Below are 19,459 nucleotides of genomic sequence, written 5' to 3'. Positions count from 1 at the left end.
ATTTTATAAAGAAGCCCGCTGTCAACAGACAGCGGGCTTTCTGTTTTTAGGGGCAATTGGTAATAAGGAGCCGATACGATATCGGGTCCGTTCCGTCGCCATATTGCCCATTACGGTCAAGGTCAGCTAAGGGCACATTGTGATACGCAATACGGTATTGGGGCCGTTCGGGAGCCATATTGTCCATTATGATCCTGGAATATCCTCTCATCCATTTAATCCTGGTTCGTTCCCAAATCTTGGCCCATCCTCTCATCCTTTCCATCCTGGTTCAAAACCAACCCATCCAACCCCAACCCATCCCTTCCATTTCAGACCTATCACCCCCTTTCCACCCATCCTTTTCATAGCAATATCCAATAAGATATAGTTAAAATCGAATTAGTTCCTTTGAAATATAATTCGCATTTTTATTCTAGTATAATTTTAACCAAGTGTGAATTGTGATATAGAATAAAGCTTATTTAAGCTCTTATGCCAGTTAACTTTATTAAAATCTTACTTAAACCTGCGTATTTATAGCTTCTTGCTTTCCAGAATTGGGAACCAGACCAGTTATACGCTATACAATCAATCTATATTTATCATTGAGAATGAAAAGAACATTTAATTTATTTTTTCTCCTTCCATTAATGTTGGGGTTCCCCAATTTTAATGAGAACTCAGAACTACCTCAAACTAAAAACAATTTCACTAAGCAGTACGGGACCCGATCGGTACAGGATACTTTAAAAACCATGTCTGGTGCTCCATCGGATCTGATCATGACCGAATTTACCGGTCCGGATCTTACACCTTCGCCTGCCTGCCTAGCAGTTGCTCCTACGGGAGAAGTCTTTGTGGGTGTAGATATGATCGGATCTCTGGGTAAGGATATGGGCAAAGGCTTTATCCGCCGATTTGTGGATTCGGATAATAACGGCAGCATGGACAAGCATACAGATTTCGCCCGCGTGGATAACCCGAGGGGAATCTTTGTCCTAGGCGACCAAGTATTTGTCCTGCACACGACATTTGATTCCAAGTCGGGTATTGCAACAGGTATGGACCTTGTGGTATTTGAAGACAAGGATAAAGATGGTGTTGCAGATGGAGATCCTAAGGTATTGATCAATGGCCTAAGTAATGCCAAGTATATTCAAGAACGTGGTACTGACCATGCAACAAACGGTATCAGAATGGGAATCGATGGCTGGATCTATATCGCAGTTGGAGATTTTGGATTCCATAATGCAACGGGTGCAGATGGCAAGAAATTGACCAATTTGGGCGGTGGTGTTTTGAGGGTTCGTCCTGATGGTACCGAAATGGAACTATATACACATGGCCTGCGCAATATTTATGATGTTGCAATCGATCCATTTATGAATATCTTCACTAGGGATAATACCAATGATGGTGGCGGATGGGATATCCGATTTTCCCATCAGATCCAATCTGGTGAATATGGTTATCCTTTATTGTTCCAAAACTTTACAGAAGAGATCATTCCGGCACTAGCCATGTTGGGTGGTGGTTCTGGTACAGGATCCTTATACTTGGATGAGGATACTTGGCCAGAAAAATATAATAAGGTGCCGATGATGGCAGATTGGGGAAGGAATTTCCTTTATATGCATCATGTGACGCCAGATGGGCCAAGTTTCAAACAGAAAGAAGAAGAATTCATCAAGTTGCCGCAGATCACGGATGTAGATGTGGATGGTTCAGGTAGATTATACCTATCGGCATGGGACGGCGCAGGCTATTCAGGTAATCCTGATAAAGGTTATATCGTTCGTGTCGTTCCTCAAGGATGGACTTACAAAGCCTTTCCAGAAATCAAGAATGCTTCGGTAGCTGATTTGAAGGAACTGTTGAAATCTGGAAGTTCCACGATTAGGTTATATGCTTCCCAAGAATTGGTAGCTAGAGCATCTGATGAATCCGCAGCTGCTGCATTGGAGACTGCTCAAGACAAGAATTTGCCTTTGAGCAGCCGAGTGGCTGGTATTTACACTTATGCACAGGTAGCTAAAGGAAAAGGCGTTACAGCCTTGTTAGACCTTGCGAAGGAAGCAACAGTTAGGGAATTTGCATACCGCGCCTTGACCGATCGTTTGTCTACAGTGGACCAAGTGCCTACAGATCCTTTTGTTGAAGGGTTGAAAGATCCATCAGTAAGGGTTCAGGCCGTTTCTGCTGTTTCATTAGGTAGATTGGGTCGTCCAGAAGTGGCCAATTCATTGCTACAAGTGGCTGTCCCAGCATCGTTCATTGCTCCTGCGAAAGGAAAGGAAGGTCCTCATGATGTTCCTAACTCAGCAATTATTCTCCCTCATTTGGCCGTAAAAGCATTGGTTCGCTTGAATGCCGTAAATCCTGCTGTAGGATTTTTGAGCACTGAGAGCCCTGATCTGGCATTATGGGCATTGCGTTATATGCATGATCCAAGAGCCGTAGAAGGATTGATCGCTGCCTATGGAAAAACAAAGGATCAAAAATTAAAGGATAAAATTTTGGTTACCCTTGCCAGGTTGTATAAAAAAGAAGCGGACTATGATGCTTCTTGGTGGTGGGGAACCCGTCCGGATTCGCATGGTCCATATTATAAAGCCATTGATTGGGCATCATCACCGGTCATCGAAAAATTCCTGCTTGCTGAGGGAGCAAAAAGCAGTAGTTCCAAAAAACAGTATTTTGCTGACCTAAATGAAAAATTCAGGATGGAGATTGCTGCATTTGATATTGTAGAACCAAAAGCAATAGCTGAAAAACAGCCTGCAGAGAAGAAAGTTGACCTAGAGAAAATCAAGAACCAAAAAGGACAGGTAGGTAAAACTTCTATCGAAGAAGTAATGATAGCACTACGTAAAGTAAAGGGAGATCCTACGAAAGGTAAAGCTTTGTTTAACAAACAGGGTTGCCATGCCTGTCACAGTGTCAATAAAGGCGAGGCTATGAAGGGACCATTTATGGGACAGATCGGTGGTATCATGAACCGTGAGCAGATTGCGGAATCGATCCTGAGACCTAATGCATCAATTTCCCAAGGATTCTCCACTGTCTTGGTAACGACTAAGGACAAGAAGAATTTCATGGGTTTTGTGACTCAGGAGACAGCGAGCAAGCTTGTACTGAGAGATATTGCCGGGAATGTGAATACCATCAACAAAAGCAATGTGGCAAGTAGAAAAGAAATGCCGAATTCTATGATGCCGGCCGGTTTGGCCAATTCATTGACTTTGGAAGAGTTTGCATCGCTGGTATCTTTCTTAGAAAAACAGAAATAAAAGCTTAATAAATAACAAAATAAAAGCCATGTCCTTTGACATGGCTTTTATTTTTTTGAAGGGTCTTAATCTTCTTCTTCGTCATAAAATTCCATCAATGATGAAATATAGGGATCATCCCATCCATCAACGATATCATCATAGGCCTCGTCAGGAATGTTGCTTTGTCTTACTTCTAATGAAGTACCCTTTTTATGTTCATGGAGTTTCAGGGTCACGATGGAAGGGTCTTCCTGCTCGCCGAAATACCATTCTTGGACAATTTTGCTGAACGGTTCCAATTCCAGGAACTTCCCTTGTATGGCTCCATCCCACATGGAGAATTCTCCATTGGGAACTGGATCGATTTCTACAAGGTCGCCAGTCCATAATCTGATGGTTATTTCAGTCGTCAATGCTCTGTAAAGTTCCTCAGGTGTAGCAGGTATGATATAATATTTTTTAAATTCTTTCATTCTAAATATTAAAGGAAAAAAATAATTCCTGTAAATTTACATAGATTTATTAGCATAATATGAGTAATATTCTCCCGAATTCCTTAATAAAAAGATTAGGTATAAATCCATTTTTTGACGAAGAAGCCTTTAAAGCCGCACATGAAAGCGGAGAAAAACTCACCTCCATACGCTTAAATCCTAAAAAACCCACAGAATTAGACTTTGAACTTGCCGACCGGATCCCCTGGTGTGAAAATGGGTATTATCTGAATGAACGTCCAAAGTTTACCTTGGACCCCTTATTTCATGCTGGCTGTTATTATGTGCAGGAAGCATCATCTATGTTTGTCAGTCATATCTTGAAGGAACTAAAACTTCGGGAAAGGGATATCAAGGCCTTAGATCTATGTGCTGCACCCGGTGGGAAATCTACATTGATCAATGATCAGATCAGTCCCAATAGCTTATTGGTTGCAAATGAAATCATAAAGAGTAGGTCCGTCATCCTGCAGGAAAACCTGATGCGTTGGGGTTTCCCAAATGTGGTGGTGTGCAATAACGATCCTTCAGCATTCAGAAGGTTGCCAGGGTTCTTCGATCTCATGTTGGTGGATGCCCCATGTTCGGGTTCAGGCATGTTTCGAAAGGATGAAGATAGTATTGATGAATGGTCTGAAGCGAATGTAAAGCTCTGCAGGGAGAGGCAACAAAGGATTTTATCTGAAGTCGTATCCTGTTTGAGCAGCAATGGCTATTTACTGTATTCTACCTGTTCTTATTCTTCTGAGGAAAATGAAGATATTTTGGATTGGCTGATCGAAGAATATAACCTAGCAAGCATAGAAATCCCGGTTGATCCTGATTGGGGGATAGAACAGACCAAATCTGAAAAACATAAGGCTACGGGCTATCGTTTTTACCCGCATAAAACTAAAGGAGAAGGATTTTTCATTGGCATCCTGCAGGTAAAGAATATCCAACCTACATTCTCGACCAAGAAGATGAAAATGGAGAAATCTCCTGTTCCTAAAGACTGCCTGGTTGGCTGGGTTGAAAATGAAAAGGACTTTTCCACATTAATGCATAATGAAAATGTCCACATTTTCCCCAAAGATTTAGAAGCCAGTATTAAGGCCTTACAACAGGTCCTTTACCTCAAAAATGCAGGAACAATGGTAGGGAAGTGGATAGGAAAGGAACTTGTTCCATCCCATGATCTGGCATTGAGTGTTTTTAGAGATAAAAATCTGTCTTCAGTGGAGCTCTCTTTATCAGATGCCCAGGATTTCCTAAGAAAGGAACAGTTGGACATTGAATTGTTCAATGGGGTGAAAAAAGGTTGGTGTTTGATTAATTATGAGGGTGTTTCTTTAGGCTGGGTAAAGGTATTGGGAAACAGGATCAATAATTACTACCCAAGGGAAGTGAGGATAGCAAATCTATAATTTATAGATTTTGATGGGCTAAGATCAAAGCGCAAATATCCTTTGCCACTTCCTCTTTGCTTTTTAGATCAAATGAAAGGATCTCTTCTTTTTTATTGATGACCGTGATTTTATTGGTGTCGTGTGCAAAACCAGCTCCCTTATCTTGCATGGAATTGAGTACGATAAAATCTAGGTTTTTTCTCTTCAGCTTGCCAATTGCATTTTCCAACTCATTGTTGGTCTCTAGTGCAAATCCAACCAGCGTCTGTTTTTCTGTCTTTTTTGCTCCAAGGCTAGCTAGGATATCTGTTGTTTTTTTAAGGGATATGCTGAAGTCTTCGGCTTTTTTCTTGATCTTCTGATCGGCAACTTCGGTAGGGGTATAGTCCGCAACGGCTGCGCTCATGACGGTGATGTCGGCTTGATCAAAGTATTTGCTGCATGCATCCAACATCTCTGCTGCAGACTGAATGTTGACCCTTTTTACGCCCTCTGGCGTGTTCAATGCTGTTGGACCACTGACTAGGGTCACTTCAGCGCCAAGCTTGTTGAGTTCCTTCGCAATTGCATAACCCATCTTTCCGCTGGAATGATTACCGATGAAACGAACTGGATCGATAGCTTCATAGGTTGGTCCTGCTGAGACCAGGGCTTTCTTGCCTGAAAGCGGTTTATTGGATTCGAAATAGTCTTGGATGAACTGGAAGATTTCTTCCGGTTCTGCCAGTCTACCTTCACCTACCAGTCCGCTGGCCAGATCTCCTTTTCCCGGAGGGATGATCACATTTCCGTAGGATTGGAGCAATTGGATGTTGTTTTTGACAGAAGGGTGTATCCACATGTCCAGATCCATTGCCGGAGCTAGGAAAACCTTGCTTTTAGCAGAAAGATAAACTGCTTGAAGAAGGTTGTCGCAGATACCTTGGGCACATTTTGCCAAAGTATTTGCAGTAGCTGGAGCAATTAAAATGAGGTCTGCCGATTCGGCAATATGGACATGGTTATTCCATTCCCCAGTTTTTTGGTCGTAATATTCGACGAAAACGGGGTTATTGGAAAGGGTAGAAAGAGTAAGTGGAGTAATGAATTGAGTAGCTTCCTGGGTCATGATAACCTGAACGGAGGCTTCTGCTTTTCTCAGTAATCTTACCAATGTTGCAATCTTATAAGCGGCGATGCTGCCGCTTATACCAATTACAATATGTTTGTCTCTTAAAGACATGGTAAATAGCTTACTCTTGTTCTTTAGATGGGTTTCTGAAATATACTTTCTCGTGTAAAAACTCGTCGATAGCTACTAAAGTTGGTTTTGGCAATCTTTCGTAGTGCTTAGAGATTTCAATTTGCTCACGGTTTTCAAACACTTCCTCTAAATTATCATTGCTGCTAGCAAACTCTGACAATTTTTGGTTTAACTCCTCTTTCATATCTACAGCGATCTGATTAGCACGCTTGCTGATAACAACGATAGATTCGTAAAGGTTATCAGTAGTTTGGTCTAACTCTCTTAAATCGCGAGTTACTGTTGAATTTGGAACGGTATTTTTATTCTGATTCATATATAAATAAAAATGGATGTACTAAAGATTATTGTTGATTGTTATTCTCGGTCTCGATCGGAACACCATTTGGCGTTGCAATACCTAAGTCTTCTTCACGTTGCTTCCTCATTTTTTCGTCATTGGCCATGATCTTCAGGGCAGAGGCAATCTTTCTGTCCGCACTTCCGCGAAGGCCGTTCAACTCATTGTTGTACTTGCTCTCAGGGTAATGCTCCATAAAACTGTCGTAGTAATCAATCATTTGATTGAACCTTTCCTCTTGACGGTGAGGGTAGGAGTTATCGGCAAAAAGATATTGTGATTTTACCAATAGATATTCGATATCTTCTGCGTGCTTGGTATCTGGATATATTTTTAATACATTTTCCAAGGCGATCACAGCAGCACGGTAATCATCAGGCAATCCCATATTGAAATACAATTTGGCATTGTCAAAAGCTTTTTTCTCTAATTTGTCACGAAGGTTTTGGATCAAATCGCCAGCCTCTTTTGCTCGTTCCGACTCTGGGTACAGGTTCACAAAGAGTTGAAGTTGGTCAATCGCCTTACGAGTATTGTCTTGATCTAAATTTGATCGTGGAGAATCTAAATAATAGCAGTATGCTGACATAAATCTACATTCCTCAGCTCTAGGGCTGTTCGGATAATTATCTGCAAAGTTTTTAAAGTGAAATCTTGCTGAGATATAATCTTTCAGACGGTAGGCAGCAAAAGCCGTGTAATAGTTTAGATCTTCAGCATCAGCTGTGCCACGGTATTTGGCCAAAAGATCTTGAAATAAGGTCAAAGCTTTAGAGTACTTCTCTTTTTCGTAGTACTTTACAGCTTCTTGATACTTCATTTGTACGTTATTGCTTGCGCGTAGTTTTTCGAATTTACTCTTACAACTACCCAAGCCCAATAAAAGAAACAAGCCGACAATTAGGCTAAATACATGATTCTTTAAAAACATCCCACAAAGATACGTGAATTAATACTAATTTTCAATTATTTAATGATACGCGAAAATACTTGATTTCAATAAGGTAATTCTTGGATTAACTTGGTTTTAACAATCTTTAACTTAAAGTGGCCGATTTTGCTGAGATTGAAGGTATTGAGGCTAAAATTGGGGGTTTTTGTTAAGTCAAATGAATGTTGAATTAGCATAGGCCATGTCACAAATAATTAAAATAATAACTATATTTACGTTTAATATATTTTATCAGGATTTAAAATGACCTTATTTGAAAGAGTAGAGCAAGCATTGGATTCCATCAGACCTTATTTACAGACTGATGGGGGTAACGTTTCTATTGAAGAAATTACGCCAGACAACGTTGTGAAGCTTAAATTGTTGGGGACTTGCGCAAATTGTTCAATGAGTATAATGACTTTTAAAGCAGGTTTAGAACAAGCGATTAAAAAGGCCGTTCCGGAGATTGTTGCTGTGGAAGCAATCAATATCACGGATATGGATGATCCCAATGCGATAAACCCCAACCAATTGTAATAAAAATATTAGATGCTGTTAACACAATTTAACAGCGTCTTACGTATGATTTTCCCTAGTTTTGTTGCTAAATGAAATTCCTACAGAAATATATCTTGCTTGCTGTACTATTGGCAGTTGGTTTGAGCCTCCAAGCTCAGAACAATAAAATAGTACAGGTCTCTGGGTATATTTTAGCGGAGGAGACGGATATTGCCGTTCCTTATGTGACCATTCGAAATGAAAGTTATGGGAATGAAACATATTCAGCGAACCATGAAGGCTACTTCTCCTTTGTCGGACATACCGGAGACGAGATCGTTTTTTCATCTATTGGTTACCGCTCAGTGAGGATTACCATTCCTAATGTCGATGGTGATAAATATACCGTCAAGATCGAATTGACACCCACCGTAGAGGAATTGCCGATGGTTACAGTCGGTCCTCCATTGCCATGGGCAAGTATTGAAGAGTTCAATATGGAGTTCTTGGCCTTGAATATTGGCAGTGATGATGTAATGACCGCAAAAAGGAACCTTTCTCCTCAAGCTTTGGCATCTCTTTCTAAGATTGTCCCTAGAAGTGCTGAAGAAATCCAAACTTTTAATAACTTTCAGCGACATATCAATATGTCGAATAAGGCCATCAACCAAAATATGGCTAACCCACTGTTGAATCCTTTTGCTTGGGGTTCATTGATCAACCAGATCAAGCGTGGTGATTTTAGTAGACAGCGACTGAAGTATTAATTGGACTCTAGCGCTCCGCGCTTATTGATGCCTCTGATGTTTAGCCTAGAGGCCATGTAAGAAACCAAAGTGGAAACCGCCATTACCGTAATGAAGATCAGCACCAAATCCATATAACGAATGTCTACAGGGTAGGCGTCGAACAATGAGCCTTCGCTGGTTGTGACAAATCCGAAATGATCCTGCAATAAACAGAAAACCAATCCTAAGAAAGCGCCCGTGACACTTCCGATCAACGCAATGAGGATGCCTTGGTAATAAAAGATGTTTTGGATGAGGTTATTGCTGGCCCCTAAACTATTCAATACCACCATATCCTGTTTCTTGTCGATCACCAACATGGTCAAGGAACCAATGATATTAAATATTGCAATGATTCCGATAATCGTCACGATAAAGAAAACGATCCATTTTTCTGATCGTACGGTTTTGTAAAGGGTAGGGTTCTGTTGTTCTCTGTTCTTTACCTGAAAATCCTTGCCTAATAAAGCTTGAATTTCCTTTTGTAAGCTTGTAGAATTGTCGTTTTTCCCATAGAGTTCAATCGCTGAAATGCCTTCATGCTCATTGAGCAAATCTTTCGCAAAATCTATGGGGACAATGATTAAATCTTCGAAGCCGGGTTGATAGCCGAGAATGGCATTAGGCTTTATTACGCGTGTCCTGATATCTTCCAATGGGTTGATATTGTTTGGAGATGCTTTTTTGTCAGGAATATTGAGGAATATCTGATTTTCGTCTCCTTGTAGCGGAACTTGTAAGTTTGCTTGGACCGTGGTCCCTAAAATAGCATAATTCGTGCTGTCCTCCTTGACTTCCAACTTGCCTTCCAATAACATATCTTCATTGGCGATTTGATGTAGGCTATTGGGTTCAATGCCCTTTAATCGCCCAATAAATTGCTGTTGGTTAAATTCAGCAAGGACCTTGTCTTCTAACACCTCGCTATATGAAGTGATTTCTGGTAATGCGCGAAGTTTTTTAAAGGCTTCGCTATTGGTGGAAAACACCTTGCCTGAGGATGGTTCGATCCTATATTCTGGAGAAAAAGTGCTGTACTGTGAAAGAATAAAGCGCTCCAATCCATTGTAAAAGGATAAAACTATCACCAAAGCAGCTGTGCTCACCAATACCCCGATCATACTGATCGATGAAATGATATTGATCGCATTTACTGACTTTTTTGAAAAAAGATATCGTTTCGCAAAGAATATGGGGAGCTTCATTTTTTTATGCTCTGATGAATGGATTAGTCTTTTTTTCTTCTCCAACAGTGGTTGTCGGTCCATGACCAGGATATACTACTGTTTCTTCAGGTAGTGTGTATATTTTGGTAGCAATACTGTTCAACAATTGCTGATGGTTGCCACCTGGAAGATCTGTACGTCCGATACTGCTCTTGAACAGGACATCGCCGCCAATCAAAAAGTTATGTTCTTTACTGTATAAACAAAGATGGGCAGGTGAGTGACCTGGTGCTAAGATCAGGGATAATTCTTCATCGCCTATCTTTATAGTATCATCTTCTGTTAAGAATGTCTCAGGAATGGGCGATGGTTCATATCGGATACCCATTTGAGGAGCATAGTTTTGTACCTGTATCACTAAGGGTAATTCACCTTCATGGAACTGTGGAATTAGATTATAGGTCTCAGATACAAATTTGTTGCCCAACACATGGTCGATATGACCGTGGGTATTGATAAGATGGATTGGTTTTAGACCATTGTTTTCAATATAATCTTTCAGATGGTTTTCTTCTTGATAATTGTGCATTCCAGGATCTATAATGATACAGTTTCTATTGTCATCATAGATTAGATAGGTGTTTTCCTGGTATGGATTGAATACAAATGTCTTGATATGTAGCATGTCCAAAAATAGGAAATATTTCTAAGCAATTGGGTTTTTCCTATTGATTCCAGATTTCCCAGTTTTTTTCTGCTTGCAAAACCAACATTTCGTAACCATTTTTAATAGCTGCCCCTCTTTCTTTTCCTTTTTTTAGGAATAAGGTTTCTTCAGGGTTGTAAATAAGGTCATATAATAAATGTTCACTGCTGATTGCGTGGTATGGCAAGGCTGGACACTCCTCGGTTTTTGGGAATGTTCCTAATGGCGTGCAATTTATTAATAGGGGCGTGTTTTGGATTAATTCTTCGGATAGATCTTCATAGGAAAGGTTATCCTCTGACTTAGTCCGACTAACGATCTTAAAGTCAATGCCAAGCTTTTTTAACGAATATGCAACCGCCTTTGTTGCTCCTCCATTTCCAAATATTAATGCTTTGCTATGGTTGGGTTTCAATAATGGTTCCAATGACTTTTCAAATCCATAAGCATCTGTATTGAATCCCTTCAATTTAACACCATCTGCTTCATGTCGGATTTGTATACAATTCACAGCGGCGATTTCTTTAGCTTCATCTGAAAGTTCCGTTAAATATTGCATCACATCCTGTTTGTAAGGAATAGTTACATTGACTCCGTAAAATTCGGGATTATTGAGATAAAGGCTCGGAAATTCTTCGATTGTTGAAAGAGGGTATAAATCGTAATCAATATGCTTTATACCCTCGTTTCTAAATTTTTCTAAATAATATTTTTTGGAAAATGAATGGCCAAGGGGATAGCCAATTAATCCTAATTGCTTCATCTTCCTTCTGTATATTTTTTAATTATGTCTACAATGACTTGGTTTCCCTGTAATTGAGGCAAGTACTCAAATAATATGTAATGCTTCTCTGGATCTACATTTAAGGCAAGTTCCAAGAAACTCAATGCCTCTGTATATTTCCCTGCTGCAAACATATAGGCTACCATCCGATAGTAAAGTGTAGCTTCATCAGGGTTACATTTGATGGCTTCAGAAATTACTTCAATAGCCTCTTCTAGCCTTGTCTGCTCAAATAATAGGGATGAATAGTCCAACCACGCTTCAGCATCTGTTGGGTTTAGTTCAACAACTTTGGAATAAGCTTCAATTGACTGATCAAATTGTTTTAATTTATATCGTGCATCGGCAATAGCAAACCAATAATCTGGATTTTCATCATCGATTTCTAAAGCTTTCTTGTAAAAATGAAGCGATTCAAAATATCTTTCTTCAAAATCTAACGTTACTCCAATGCCAAACCAAGCATCACTTTGATTGCTGTCAAGTTTTACAGCTTTCTTATAGTATTGCCTCGCTTCATCCATCAATTCCAACTTTTCATAGCATTCCCCAATGGCACAATAAGTATCTGCATTAGGAGTTTCGTGCTCGAATGTTTGTTTATAGACTTCAATTGCTTCTGAATAGCGATCTAAGTTTACTAGGGCATTCCCTTTATTGAAATAAGCAGATGAGAAATTCTCATTGATCAAGATAGCATAGTCATAAGCGTCAATTGCAGCTCCAAAATCACCTAATTTATGGTAAGCATTTCCTAGATTATACCATGCAGCGTATGAATATGGGTCTGTATCGATGTATTGGTTGTAGAATTGTATGCTTTCTTGCTGTTGTTCCAATACATCATAACAAAATGCTATTTCGTAAAGTGCATCTTGATTATCCTTATTCGCTTGAAGGGATTTTTTCAGGTATGATATTGCCTTTTCGTAAGAACCCTGCATCTGATATAAACCAGCAATCTGGTAATACACCTCATCTTTAGCATCACTTAGATTTAATGCTTTAAAAAAGTTTTCTTCTGCTAGTGCATGTTCCTGGAGTGCAGATAGGATTGTACCCTTGATTAAATAGATGTCACCTTCCGAAGGTTCTAATAATTCAGCTTTGTTTAAAGCCTCCAACGCAGGCTCATACTGTAAAGTTGAAGCCAATAGCTGAGCTTTTTTAATTAAGAACAAGGTTTCGAATGGGTGTTGGGCAGATGCAAATTCTATTACTTGTAAAGCTTTTATTGGATCATTGTTAGTAATGTAATAGTCAATAATGCTTTCAAAAGCTTTTGCGTCAAAAAAGTACTGGTCTTCATTTCGAAGCATTTCCTCATAACGATCCACCGAAAATTTTTGTTCTTCCGGGGTTCCAAATTCAAAATCTTCTTCCATTATTCTCCTCTTTAAATTTTATTCGTACTCTCCAATTCCTAAATGAAAATACTATTTTTTGAACATCTGAATATGTAATTGTTTTCAACATATTCACATTTTAGACTGGGCTAGTCTGCAAAAGTAAAGTTAATAAAGTAATTACAATGTAATTACTTGTGTAAAACAACAAAAAAGCCAGCTGAAACAGCTGGCTTTTATTATTTCAAATTGTTATTTCTAACAATTATTTTTTGATCTCAACACGACGGTTTTGAACACGACCTTCTTCAGTATCGTTTGAAGCAACTGGGTTAGCTTCACCGTATCCTGTAGCGTTGATGCTTGATGCAGATACTCCAGCGTTAACTAAGTATTGTTTTACTGCATTAGCACGGTCTTTTGATAAGTTCATGTTGTAAGCTTCTGTACCTTCAGCAGATGCATAACCATCTAATGAAACAGAACCATTGCTATCTTTCAATTCTTTAGCTAATTTATCTAAAGTAGAGTAAGATTCAGTTTTCAATACTGAGCTATCAAATTCGAATTGAATTGGAGCGAAGTATCCTGAAGTAGTTCCGTCAGTTAATTGCTGAGGCTCAGGGAATTTGATTGGACATCCTGATCCGTCAACTACTGTACCTGCAGGAGTTCCTGGACATTTGTCAAATTTATCAGATACACCGTCACCATCAGAGTCTTTGCTTAATTGATCAACAGTACCTTCTAAAGTAGATACGCGTTGTTTCAATGCTTCAACCTCGTTACGTAATGAAGGGTCTTTCAACTCATCATATAATGTAGCAACTGGGTTAGTGAATGTTAAGCTTTCTTTATCACGAGAACCTAAAGTGAACTCTAAACCACCATATACGTTAGAGAATTTTTGTTTTCCGTCGTAACGAACTGGTCCGTATAATAAGTTATCATCAGTGAAGTTCATTGTGTAACCTAAGTTCAAGGCAACAACTTCAGATAATTTAAATTTAACACCAACACCAACTGGGATAAATCCTGTTAAACGGTTGTCACGGTCTCCAGTAGCCTCACGGTCACCAAAGATTTCTTGACCCCATTTACCTTCGTTGTTGTAAACTTCAGTACCTGTGAAATCGTTGTTTGCAAATTGAACTGGGTTGTGAGCCATAACACCTAAACCAACTTTAGCGTAGAAGTTAACAGCATTTTCTCTTCTCATGAAGTCGATAGTACCTAATTGGAATACACCATTTAAGCTAGCTGCCCAGTTAACTGAAGTCTCAGCAGATCTTGCACCGTTTGCAGTTTCTGGAGCAGTTACTAAGTCATGGTTGAAAGTTTTGATACGACCACGGTTACCCTCTAATTCTAAACCGAATAAGTGAGAGAATTGTTTACGGATAGTTAAACCATAGTATTCACCAACTTTGTTTTGGAAATATCCAACGCGTTGTCCGAAACCGTTTTGGCCACCTAAAATAGTGTTAGGAGTAGTGATACCACCTTGAACACCAATTGACCAAGTTCTGTATTGTGATCTACCACCAAATACAGTTGGGGTTTGTGCTTGAGCAGTTTCTGCGAAACCTAAAGCGGCTACTAAAGAAGCTGCAACAGCTGTTTTTTTAATTGTAGAATAGTTCATACTCTTTTTTTTAAGGTTATTAAAATTTTTAATTGTTTCTAGTTGTAAAAATCAATTTAACATAACTTAACAATAACAATGCCAAAAAATGTTAATTTGTAAAAAGCCCTTTTTTTATGTTACCTACAGGTCCTTTTGCCGCGTAAAAATACTTATTAACATTAAATAACACAAATTTTTTATCAAAACTTTATTAATTGTCAATAAATACGAGCATAATAACAGATGCCTGTATGATATTTACTACAAAATATAATGAATTATAGCTAGGGTTAACCCGCCTAACAATGCACTTACAGGTATAGTTAAAATCCAAGCCCATAATAAACTAATGGTAACCCCCCATCGAACAGCAGAAACTCTTTTTACTATTCCAACACCGATAATAGAACCAGTGATCGTGTGGGTTGTTGAAACCGGAATACCAAAATGTTCTGTAATCCCCAAAGTGATAGCACCTGCTGTTTCTGCACTTACTCCTTCTAATGGAGTAACCTTTGTAATTTTAGTACCCATCGTTTTTACAATTTTCCAACCACCACTCATCGTTCCTGCTGCAATTGCAAAATAACATGCTAATGGTACCCATTCTGGCATTTCTTCAAAACTTCCAATTACCCCTTGTGCAATCAAAGCTGTTGCAATAATACCCATAACCTTTTGGGCATCGTTACCACCGTGGGCAAAACTCAATCCTGCTGATGAAACTAACTGAAGGATTTTGAACCATTTCTCGGCTACTGCTGGTCTTGCTTTTTTGCAGATGTTGATAATGATTAAAGTAATGATAATGGAAATGGTCATACCAACCAATGGAGCCAAGACAATAAATGATACAATTTTTAATGTTGCACTTAAATTAATAGCTTCCATGGGGTTTGCTCCTAAGAATAAAGCATATGCCATTCCTGATCCCGCAAATCCACCAATCAAAGTGTGGCTTGAGCTTGAGGGGATTCCATAATACCAGGTGAAAAGGTTCCATGCAATTGCGGCTACAAGTCCAGCAAAGATAACCTCTAGGGTGATGTATTCTTCAATGACCGTTTTGGCAATGGTGTTAGCTACTTTATGGTCAGTAAAAACAAAATAAGCAACGAAGTTAAATAAAGCGGCCCATAGTACTGCCATAAATGGAGTCAATACTTTGGTCGATACGATAGTCGCAATGGAATTGGCTGCATCATGGAAACCATTGATGTAGTCAAACGCAATAGCCAGAACGATTACGACAATTAATAATGTGGTTATACCCATAATTTAATATTGTTGTGAATTCTTATTTAATAAATTAAGCGTTCTTCACAAGAATACTTTCTAATACATTGGCAACATCCTCACATTTATCAGTTGCATCTTCCATCGCTGATAAAACTTCTTTATTCTTGATCAGGTTGATTGCATCTTTTTCATACTCAAACAACTCGGCAACAGCTTTGTCAAAAATATAGTCTGCCTTATTTTCGACACTGTTGATGCGTACACATGAATCAGTAATATTTCTGATGTTTTTTAAATCTTTGAGCTCAAATAGAGCTTTTGCTACATGTTCTGTTGCTTCAAGAATTAAGCTTGAAATTTCTTTCATAGCCTCGCTAGGTTCTGTAACCTTATAAAGTTCCATTCTATTGGAAGCTCCATGAATAAAATCAGCAACATCATCCAATGAACTAGCTAAGGCATGAATATCCTCCCTGTCAAATGGAGTAATAAAGTTCTTGCCTAATTCTAAATGGATTTGATGTGTAAGATTATCTCCTTTGTGCTCAAGATCCTCCAATAATTTGGAGTTATCTTTTCTAAGCTGAAGATCTGTAGTATGAACGCTTTCTTTTAGAAGCTTAGCCATGTCAATTAAGTTTGATCCGGCTTGTTCAAATAATGGGAAAAATTTCTTGTCCTTCGGGACGAAGTATTGAAAAATGCTATTTAAAGACATAACTCGTATTTTAAGTAGCGCAAAATTATGCACTTAATGTTAAGTTAATGTTAAGTTTTGATAAATCGCTTAAATTAAGCTTTCTCAAGGGTAAATGAAAAGGTAGTACCTATACCTTCAGTACTTCTAACATGCACATTTTGCTGATGCGCCTCTATGATATGTTTAACGATTGCAAGACCTAATCCTGATCCACCAATATCTCGAGATCTACTTTTATCCGTCCTGAAAAATCGCTCGAATACTCTCGGTAGATTTTTTTCCTCAATGCCTTGACCATTATCCGTAATTTCTATCAGTACCTGGTCTATTAATAAGTGAACCTTGATATTTGTTTTACCTCCCTTGGATCCATATTTAATAGAATTATCAATTAAGTTGATTAAAACTTGCTGAATTTTCTTTCTATCAGCCTTTACATTGATCGGATTATTGCCTTTAGGGTTAAAAACAAGGGTTATATTATTTTCTTTGGCTTTATATTCCAAATCATCTATAGTCTCTTTTATAAGGGCAATGAGGTCAAATTTTTCTTTTGCAATTGAGATCTCGCCGGATTCCAGTTTTGCTATTTCATCCAAATCATGGATCAGATAGCTCAAACGATCTAAATTTCGAGAGGCTTTATTCAGGAAATTAACTGCCATTTCAGGATTGTCCTCGATCATACCATCTTGAAGTGTCTCTATATATCCCTGAATCGCAAATAATGGGGTTTTGAATTCATGGGAAATATTCGAAAGAAATTCTTTTCGAAATTTTTCTTGAGCTTTTAATTGGTTAATCTCTATGGTTTTTTGTTTGGCCCAGTCCCTTACTTCTTTCTCCGCATCTCCAATCGGATCTTCAGATTTGTGGTCGCCCAACGCATCTTTCAGTTCTTTGCCTAACTTCAGGTTGTGGATCAATTTGTATACAGATTTTATTCTTTCGTATACAAATTTTTGAAAAACATAGTTTAATAAACTGAATGAAAGGACAAAACTCAGGATCAGGATAAAGGTGAAAGTTGGTAAGTCCCTCTCATAATAGTAGTTCATTCCTGATAGGGTCAAGGAAAAAACAAAACTAATGACAAGGATTAGGGTGCGAAAATTCATGATTTACCTAATTAAAGGTGATCTTTCCTTGATGGAGATTAAAAACGGGCAATAATTGATTTACCTCCCGTAACTTTATCCCCAATGTTTACATTGATTTTTGAATCCAATGGCAAAAACAAATCCACCCTTGATCCAAATTTAATAAATCCAAATTCTTCACCTTGTTTCACCTCTTGACCTTCTTTCACATACCAAACGATCCTTCTAGCCATTGCTCCCGCAATTTGACGGAACAATACTTCAACTCCAGATCCGGTCTTAACAACTACGGTTGTTCTTTCATTATCTGTAGAGGATTTTGGATGCCATGCTACCAAGAATTTCCCAGGATGATATTTGAAAAAGGATACTATTCCAGATACAGGATTTCGATTGACGTGTACATTGATAGGAGACATAAAAATCGAAACTTGAATTCTACGGTCCTTCAAATATTCAGTTTCTTCTGTTTCTTCAATAACTACAACCTTACCATCAGCAGGACATAACACAATCCCATCATCGATTGTTATGGTTTTGTTTGGACTCCTAAAAAATTGGACAATCGTAATCAACAGAAATGCTGAAACAATATATATGATCCATTTCACAACACTACCTGCATCATAATAATGCGCAACGGCATTTATTATAAAAATAAATAATACTACTAATGCTAAACTGGTATAGCCTTCCTTGTGAAATTTCATAAATAAATATTTGTGCAAATATAATTATTCTCTATTAATGTCCTATTGTTCATTCTTTCTAGCAATGTTCAAGCTATGGAATTGTATCTTTCCAGATTCATCCGATGAAACTTTGCCCTTTACAGTAATCTCATCCTGAATGTATTCCCCATTTACAAACGAGGGAATATATCGCTCAACGGAATTTAAAACCAACTTAAATGGTCTGCTTATCTCCTCAGGGACATCATCTATGATCTCTAGTTTTGATGGGTTCCCATCCTTACTTACTTGAACTTTATATTCGAAATTATCCTCAATAGGTGCTCTCGATTCAAAAGAATGAAAAGGTTGGGTGAGATAATCAGTTAAATAGCTGTTATAACCCGCTATTTCATCGTAATTACAGCCTTTGGAAATGAACTTTTCCGCCCTAAAGAAGTTCTCGACCGGTAGAACGCTGAAAATAGGAGATGAGTATTCAGTTTCATTGATAATATCATATCCGGATTTGAAAACCCCTCTATAGTAGACTTCCTCAGCAACTAAATCAGCTAATTTGTCCGCGGTATAATAAATTTGCCAAATTCCGTCTGGCACACCGTCTTTCAATTTTCCTTTGTGTTTTACAAATGGATAGCCATATGGATTATAGCCTTGAAAAGGAACGTTGAAATCAAACCTACCATTTCCTCCCTCTACAATCTTCCGACCACGGGTATCATTGAACTCCATGATTTTCACATAGTCAGGAGAAAATTCTACAACCATCATTAATGCTCCATCTGGATAATAGTAATTCCAATTACCTTGGGGTCTATCATTCACAAATGTGGCTTCCCATTTAATAGATCGATTGGGGTGATAGGACTTGAAATATCCAGATTTTTTCCCATCTACATAAGAGCCTTCAAGTATCGGCCTGCCTTCTAGATCAAAATCTGTAAATGAACCGATATACTTACTGCTTGCCGGATCAAAACTCGCTACACGCTCAATGCTCTTAAATTCACAGTCTCTATCAACCAAATAATAATTGTTGTCAAAATAAAATCGGACCAGGTTTTCTCCAGATTTTTCAAAAAAAATAGGGCTTCGGTCCTGAGCGAAGCTGTTCAAGAAAATTACAATAAAGAATAAAAGATTACTCAGTACCTTCATTA

General features: G+C 38.4%; 18 protein-coding genes. 4 read left to right on the top strand and 14 right to left on the bottom strand.

Annotated features, from left to right (window positions below):
- Window positions 1–593 precede the first annotated feature (593 nt).
- On the top strand, window positions 594–3,272 hold the full coding sequence (locus tag RT138_RS05195) for a c-type cytochrome (RefSeq protein WP_313189850.1): 2,679 nt from the start codon (window positions 594–596) through the stop codon (window positions 3,270–3,272).
- Between the two features lie 65 nt (window positions 3,273–3,337).
- Here the strand turns inward: RT138_RS05195 and RT138_RS05190 are convergent, their stop codons facing one another.
- Window positions 3,338–3,727: an SRPBCC family protein gene (locus tag RT138_RS05190; RefSeq protein WP_313189849.1), complete on the bottom strand. Its 390-nt coding sequence runs from the start codon at window positions 3,725–3,727 to the stop codon at window positions 3,338–3,340.
- A 59-nt stretch (window positions 3,728–3,786) separates the two neighbouring features.
- Here RT138_RS05190 and RT138_RS05185 point away from each other — a divergent pair, with 59 nt between their 5' ends.
- Window positions 3,787–5,154, top strand: coding sequence for a methyltransferase RsmF C-terminal domain-like protein (locus RT138_RS05185; protein ID WP_313189848.1), 1,368 nt, complete (start codon window positions 3,787–3,789; stop codon window positions 5,152–5,154).
- Window position 5,155: 1 nt separating this feature from the next.
- Here RT138_RS05185 and coaBC read toward each other — a convergent pair whose 3' ends face one another.
- The 3 genes from coaBC to RT138_RS05170 are packed head-to-tail and all read right to left on the bottom strand — an operon-like array spanning window position 5,156 to window position 7,650.
- On the bottom strand, window positions 5,156–6,358 hold the full coding sequence (coaBC, locus tag RT138_RS05180) for a bifunctional phosphopantothenoylcysteine decarboxylase/phosphopantothenate--cysteine ligase CoaBC (protein WP_313189847.1): 1,203 nt from the start codon (window positions 6,356–6,358) through the stop codon (window positions 5,156–5,158).
- A 10-nt stretch (window positions 6,359–6,368) separates the two neighbouring features.
- Window positions 6,369–6,695 (bottom strand): DNA-directed RNA polymerase subunit omega, encoded by a 327-nt coding sequence (locus RT138_RS05175; RefSeq protein ID WP_094257467.1) that lies wholly within the window; start codon window positions 6,693–6,695, stop codon window positions 6,369–6,371.
- Between the two features lie 28 nt (window positions 6,696–6,723).
- On the bottom strand, window positions 6,724–7,650 hold the full coding sequence (locus tag RT138_RS05170; protein ID WP_185213253.1) for an outer membrane protein assembly factor BamD: 927 nt from the start codon (window positions 7,648–7,650) through the stop codon (window positions 6,724–6,726).
- A gap of 264 nt (window positions 7,651–7,914) precedes the next feature.
- On the opposite strand from RT138_RS05170, the gene RT138_RS05165 reads away from it, so the two are divergent.
- Both RT138_RS05165 and RT138_RS05160 read left to right on the top strand, forming a co-directional pair.
- A complete protein-coding gene (locus RT138_RS05165; RefSeq protein WP_093099647.1) occupies window positions 7,915–8,190 on the top strand; it encodes a NifU family protein in 276 nt (91 codons plus the stop codon).
- Window positions 8,191–8,261: 71 nt separating this feature from the next.
- Window positions 8,262–8,918 carry a carboxypeptidase-like regulatory domain-containing protein gene (locus RT138_RS05160; RefSeq protein ID WP_254530245.1) on the top strand — a complete coding sequence of 219 codons (657 nt, stop codon included), beginning with the start codon at window positions 8,262–8,264 and terminating at the stop codon, window positions 8,916–8,918.
- On the opposite strand, the gene RT138_RS05155 is transcribed toward RT138_RS05160, so the two are convergent.
- The 10 genes from RT138_RS05155 to RT138_RS05110 form a co-directional block, all read right to left on the bottom strand.
- Window positions 8,915–10,144, bottom strand: a complete 1,230-nt coding sequence (locus RT138_RS05155; protein WP_313189846.1) for an FtsX-like permease family protein — start codon at window positions 10,142–10,144, stop codon at window positions 8,915–8,917. The genes RT138_RS05160 and RT138_RS05155 overlap by 4 nt on opposite strands.
- A 4-nt stretch (window positions 10,145–10,148) precedes the next feature.
- On the bottom strand, window positions 10,149–10,790 hold the full coding sequence (locus RT138_RS05150) for an MBL fold metallo-hydrolase (protein WP_313189845.1): 642 nt from the start codon (window positions 10,788–10,790) through the stop codon (window positions 10,149–10,151).
- Between the two features lie 40 nt (window positions 10,791–10,830).
- Window positions 10,831–11,574, bottom strand: a complete 744-nt coding sequence (aroE, locus tag RT138_RS05145) for a shikimate dehydrogenase (protein WP_313189844.1) — start codon at window positions 11,572–11,574, stop codon at window positions 10,831–10,833.
- Window positions 11,571–12,980 (bottom strand): tetratricopeptide repeat protein, encoded by a 1,410-nt coding sequence (locus RT138_RS05140; RefSeq protein ID WP_313189843.1) that lies wholly within the window; start codon window positions 12,978–12,980, stop codon window positions 11,571–11,573. The genes aroE and RT138_RS05140 overlap by 4 nt, the downstream gene beginning before the upstream one ends.
- Window positions 12,981–13,206: 226 nt before the next feature.
- Window positions 13,207–14,586: an OmpA family protein gene (locus RT138_RS05135; protein ID WP_185213247.1), complete on the bottom strand. Its 1,380-nt coding sequence runs from the start codon at window positions 14,584–14,586 to the stop codon at window positions 13,207–13,209.
- A gap of 243 nt (window positions 14,587–14,829) precedes the next feature.
- Window positions 14,830–15,843: an inorganic phosphate transporter gene (locus RT138_RS05130; RefSeq protein ID WP_094257458.1), complete on the bottom strand. Its 1,014-nt coding sequence runs from the start codon at window positions 15,841–15,843 to the stop codon at window positions 14,830–14,832.
- A gap of 34 nt (window positions 15,844–15,877) precedes the next feature.
- Window positions 15,878–16,525, bottom strand: coding sequence for a DUF47 domain-containing protein (locus tag RT138_RS05125; RefSeq protein WP_094257457.1), 648 nt, complete (start codon window positions 16,523–16,525; stop codon window positions 15,878–15,880).
- A gap of 74 nt (window positions 16,526–16,599) precedes the next feature.
- Entirely contained in the window at window positions 16,600–17,625 is a 1,026-nt protein-coding gene (locus RT138_RS05120) for an ATP-binding protein (RefSeq protein WP_313189842.1), read from the bottom strand.
- Window positions 17,626–17,663: 38 nt separating this feature from the next.
- Window positions 17,664–18,317, bottom strand: a complete 654-nt coding sequence (locus RT138_RS05115; RefSeq protein WP_313189841.1) for a phosphatidylserine decarboxylase family protein — start codon at window positions 18,315–18,317, stop codon at window positions 17,664–17,666.
- Between the two features lie 42 nt (window positions 18,318–18,359).
- Window positions 18,360–19,457, bottom strand: a complete 1,098-nt coding sequence (locus tag RT138_RS05110) for a hypothetical protein (RefSeq protein WP_313189840.1) — start codon at window positions 19,455–19,457, stop codon at window positions 18,360–18,362.
- Between the last annotated feature and the right edge of the window lie 2 nt (window positions 19,458–19,459).

The organism is Sphingobacterium sp. (assembly GCF_032065005.1).
Lineage (GTDB): Bacteria > Bacteroidota > Bacteroidia > Sphingobacteriales > Sphingobacteriaceae > Sphingobacterium.
The sequence above is the reverse complement of the archived record's forward strand: the minus strand, read 5'-3'. Positions and strand labels throughout refer to the sequence as shown.

Bases quoted from the DNA above. Each gene is read 5' to 3' on its own strand.
- RT138_RS05195 (WP_313189850.1), top strand. From the start codon at position 594: ATGAAAAGAACATTTAATTTATTTTTTCTCCTTCCATTAATGTTGGGG.
- RT138_RS05190 (WP_313189849.1), bottom strand. From the start codon at position 3,727: ATGAAAGAATTTAAAAAATATTATATCATACCTGCTACACCTGAGGAA.
- RT138_RS05185 (WP_313189848.1), top strand. From the start codon at position 3,787: ATGAGTAATATTCTCCCGAATTCCTTAATAAAAAGATTAGGTATAAAT.
- coaBC (WP_313189847.1), bottom strand. From the start codon at position 6,358: ATGTCTTTAAGAGACAAACATATTGTAATTGGTATAAGCGGCAGCATC.
- RT138_RS05175 (WP_094257467.1), bottom strand. From the start codon at position 6,695: ATGAATCAGAATAAAAATACCGTTCCAAATTCAACAGTAACTCGCGAT.
- RT138_RS05170 (WP_185213253.1), bottom strand. From the start codon at position 7,650: ATGTTTTTAAAGAATCATGTATTTAGCCTAATTGTCGGCTTGTTTCTT.
- RT138_RS05165 (WP_093099647.1), top strand. From the start codon at position 7,915: ATGACCTTATTTGAAAGAGTAGAGCAAGCATTGGATTCCATCAGACCT.
- RT138_RS05160 (WP_254530245.1), top strand. From the start codon at position 8,262: ATGAAATTCCTACAGAAATATATCTTGCTTGCTGTACTATTGGCAGTT.
- RT138_RS05155 (WP_313189846.1), bottom strand. From the start codon at position 10,144: ATGAAGCTCCCCATATTCTTTGCGAAACGATATCTTTTTTCAAAAAAG.
- RT138_RS05150 (WP_313189845.1), bottom strand. From the start codon at position 10,790: ATGCTACATATCAAGACATTTGTATTCAATCCATACCAGGAAAACACC.
- aroE (WP_313189844.1), bottom strand. From the start codon at position 11,574: ATGAAGCAATTAGGATTAATTGGCTATCCCCTTGGCCATTCATTTTCC.
- RT138_RS05140 (WP_313189843.1), bottom strand. From the start codon at position 12,980: ATGGAAGAAGATTTTGAATTTGGAACCCCGGAAGAACAAAAATTTTCG.
- RT138_RS05135 (WP_185213247.1), bottom strand. From the start codon at position 14,586: ATGAACTATTCTACAATTAAAAAAACAGCTGTTGCAGCTTCTTTAGTA.
- RT138_RS05130 (WP_094257458.1), bottom strand. From the start codon at position 15,843: ATGGGTATAACCACATTATTAATTGTCGTAATCGTTCTGGCTATTGCG.
- RT138_RS05125 (WP_094257457.1), bottom strand. From the start codon at position 16,525: ATGTCTTTAAATAGCATTTTTCAATACTTCGTCCCGAAGGACAAGAAA.
- RT138_RS05120 (WP_313189842.1), bottom strand. From the start codon at position 17,625: ATGAATTTTCGCACCCTAATCCTTGTCATTAGTTTTGTTTTTTCCTTG.
- RT138_RS05115 (WP_313189841.1), bottom strand. From the start codon at position 18,317: ATGAAATTTCACAAGGAAGGCTATACCAGTTTAGCATTAGTAGTATTA.
- RT138_RS05110 (WP_313189840.1), bottom strand. From the start codon at position 19,457: ATGAAGGTACTGAGTAATCTTTTATTCTTTATTGTAATTTTCTTGAAC.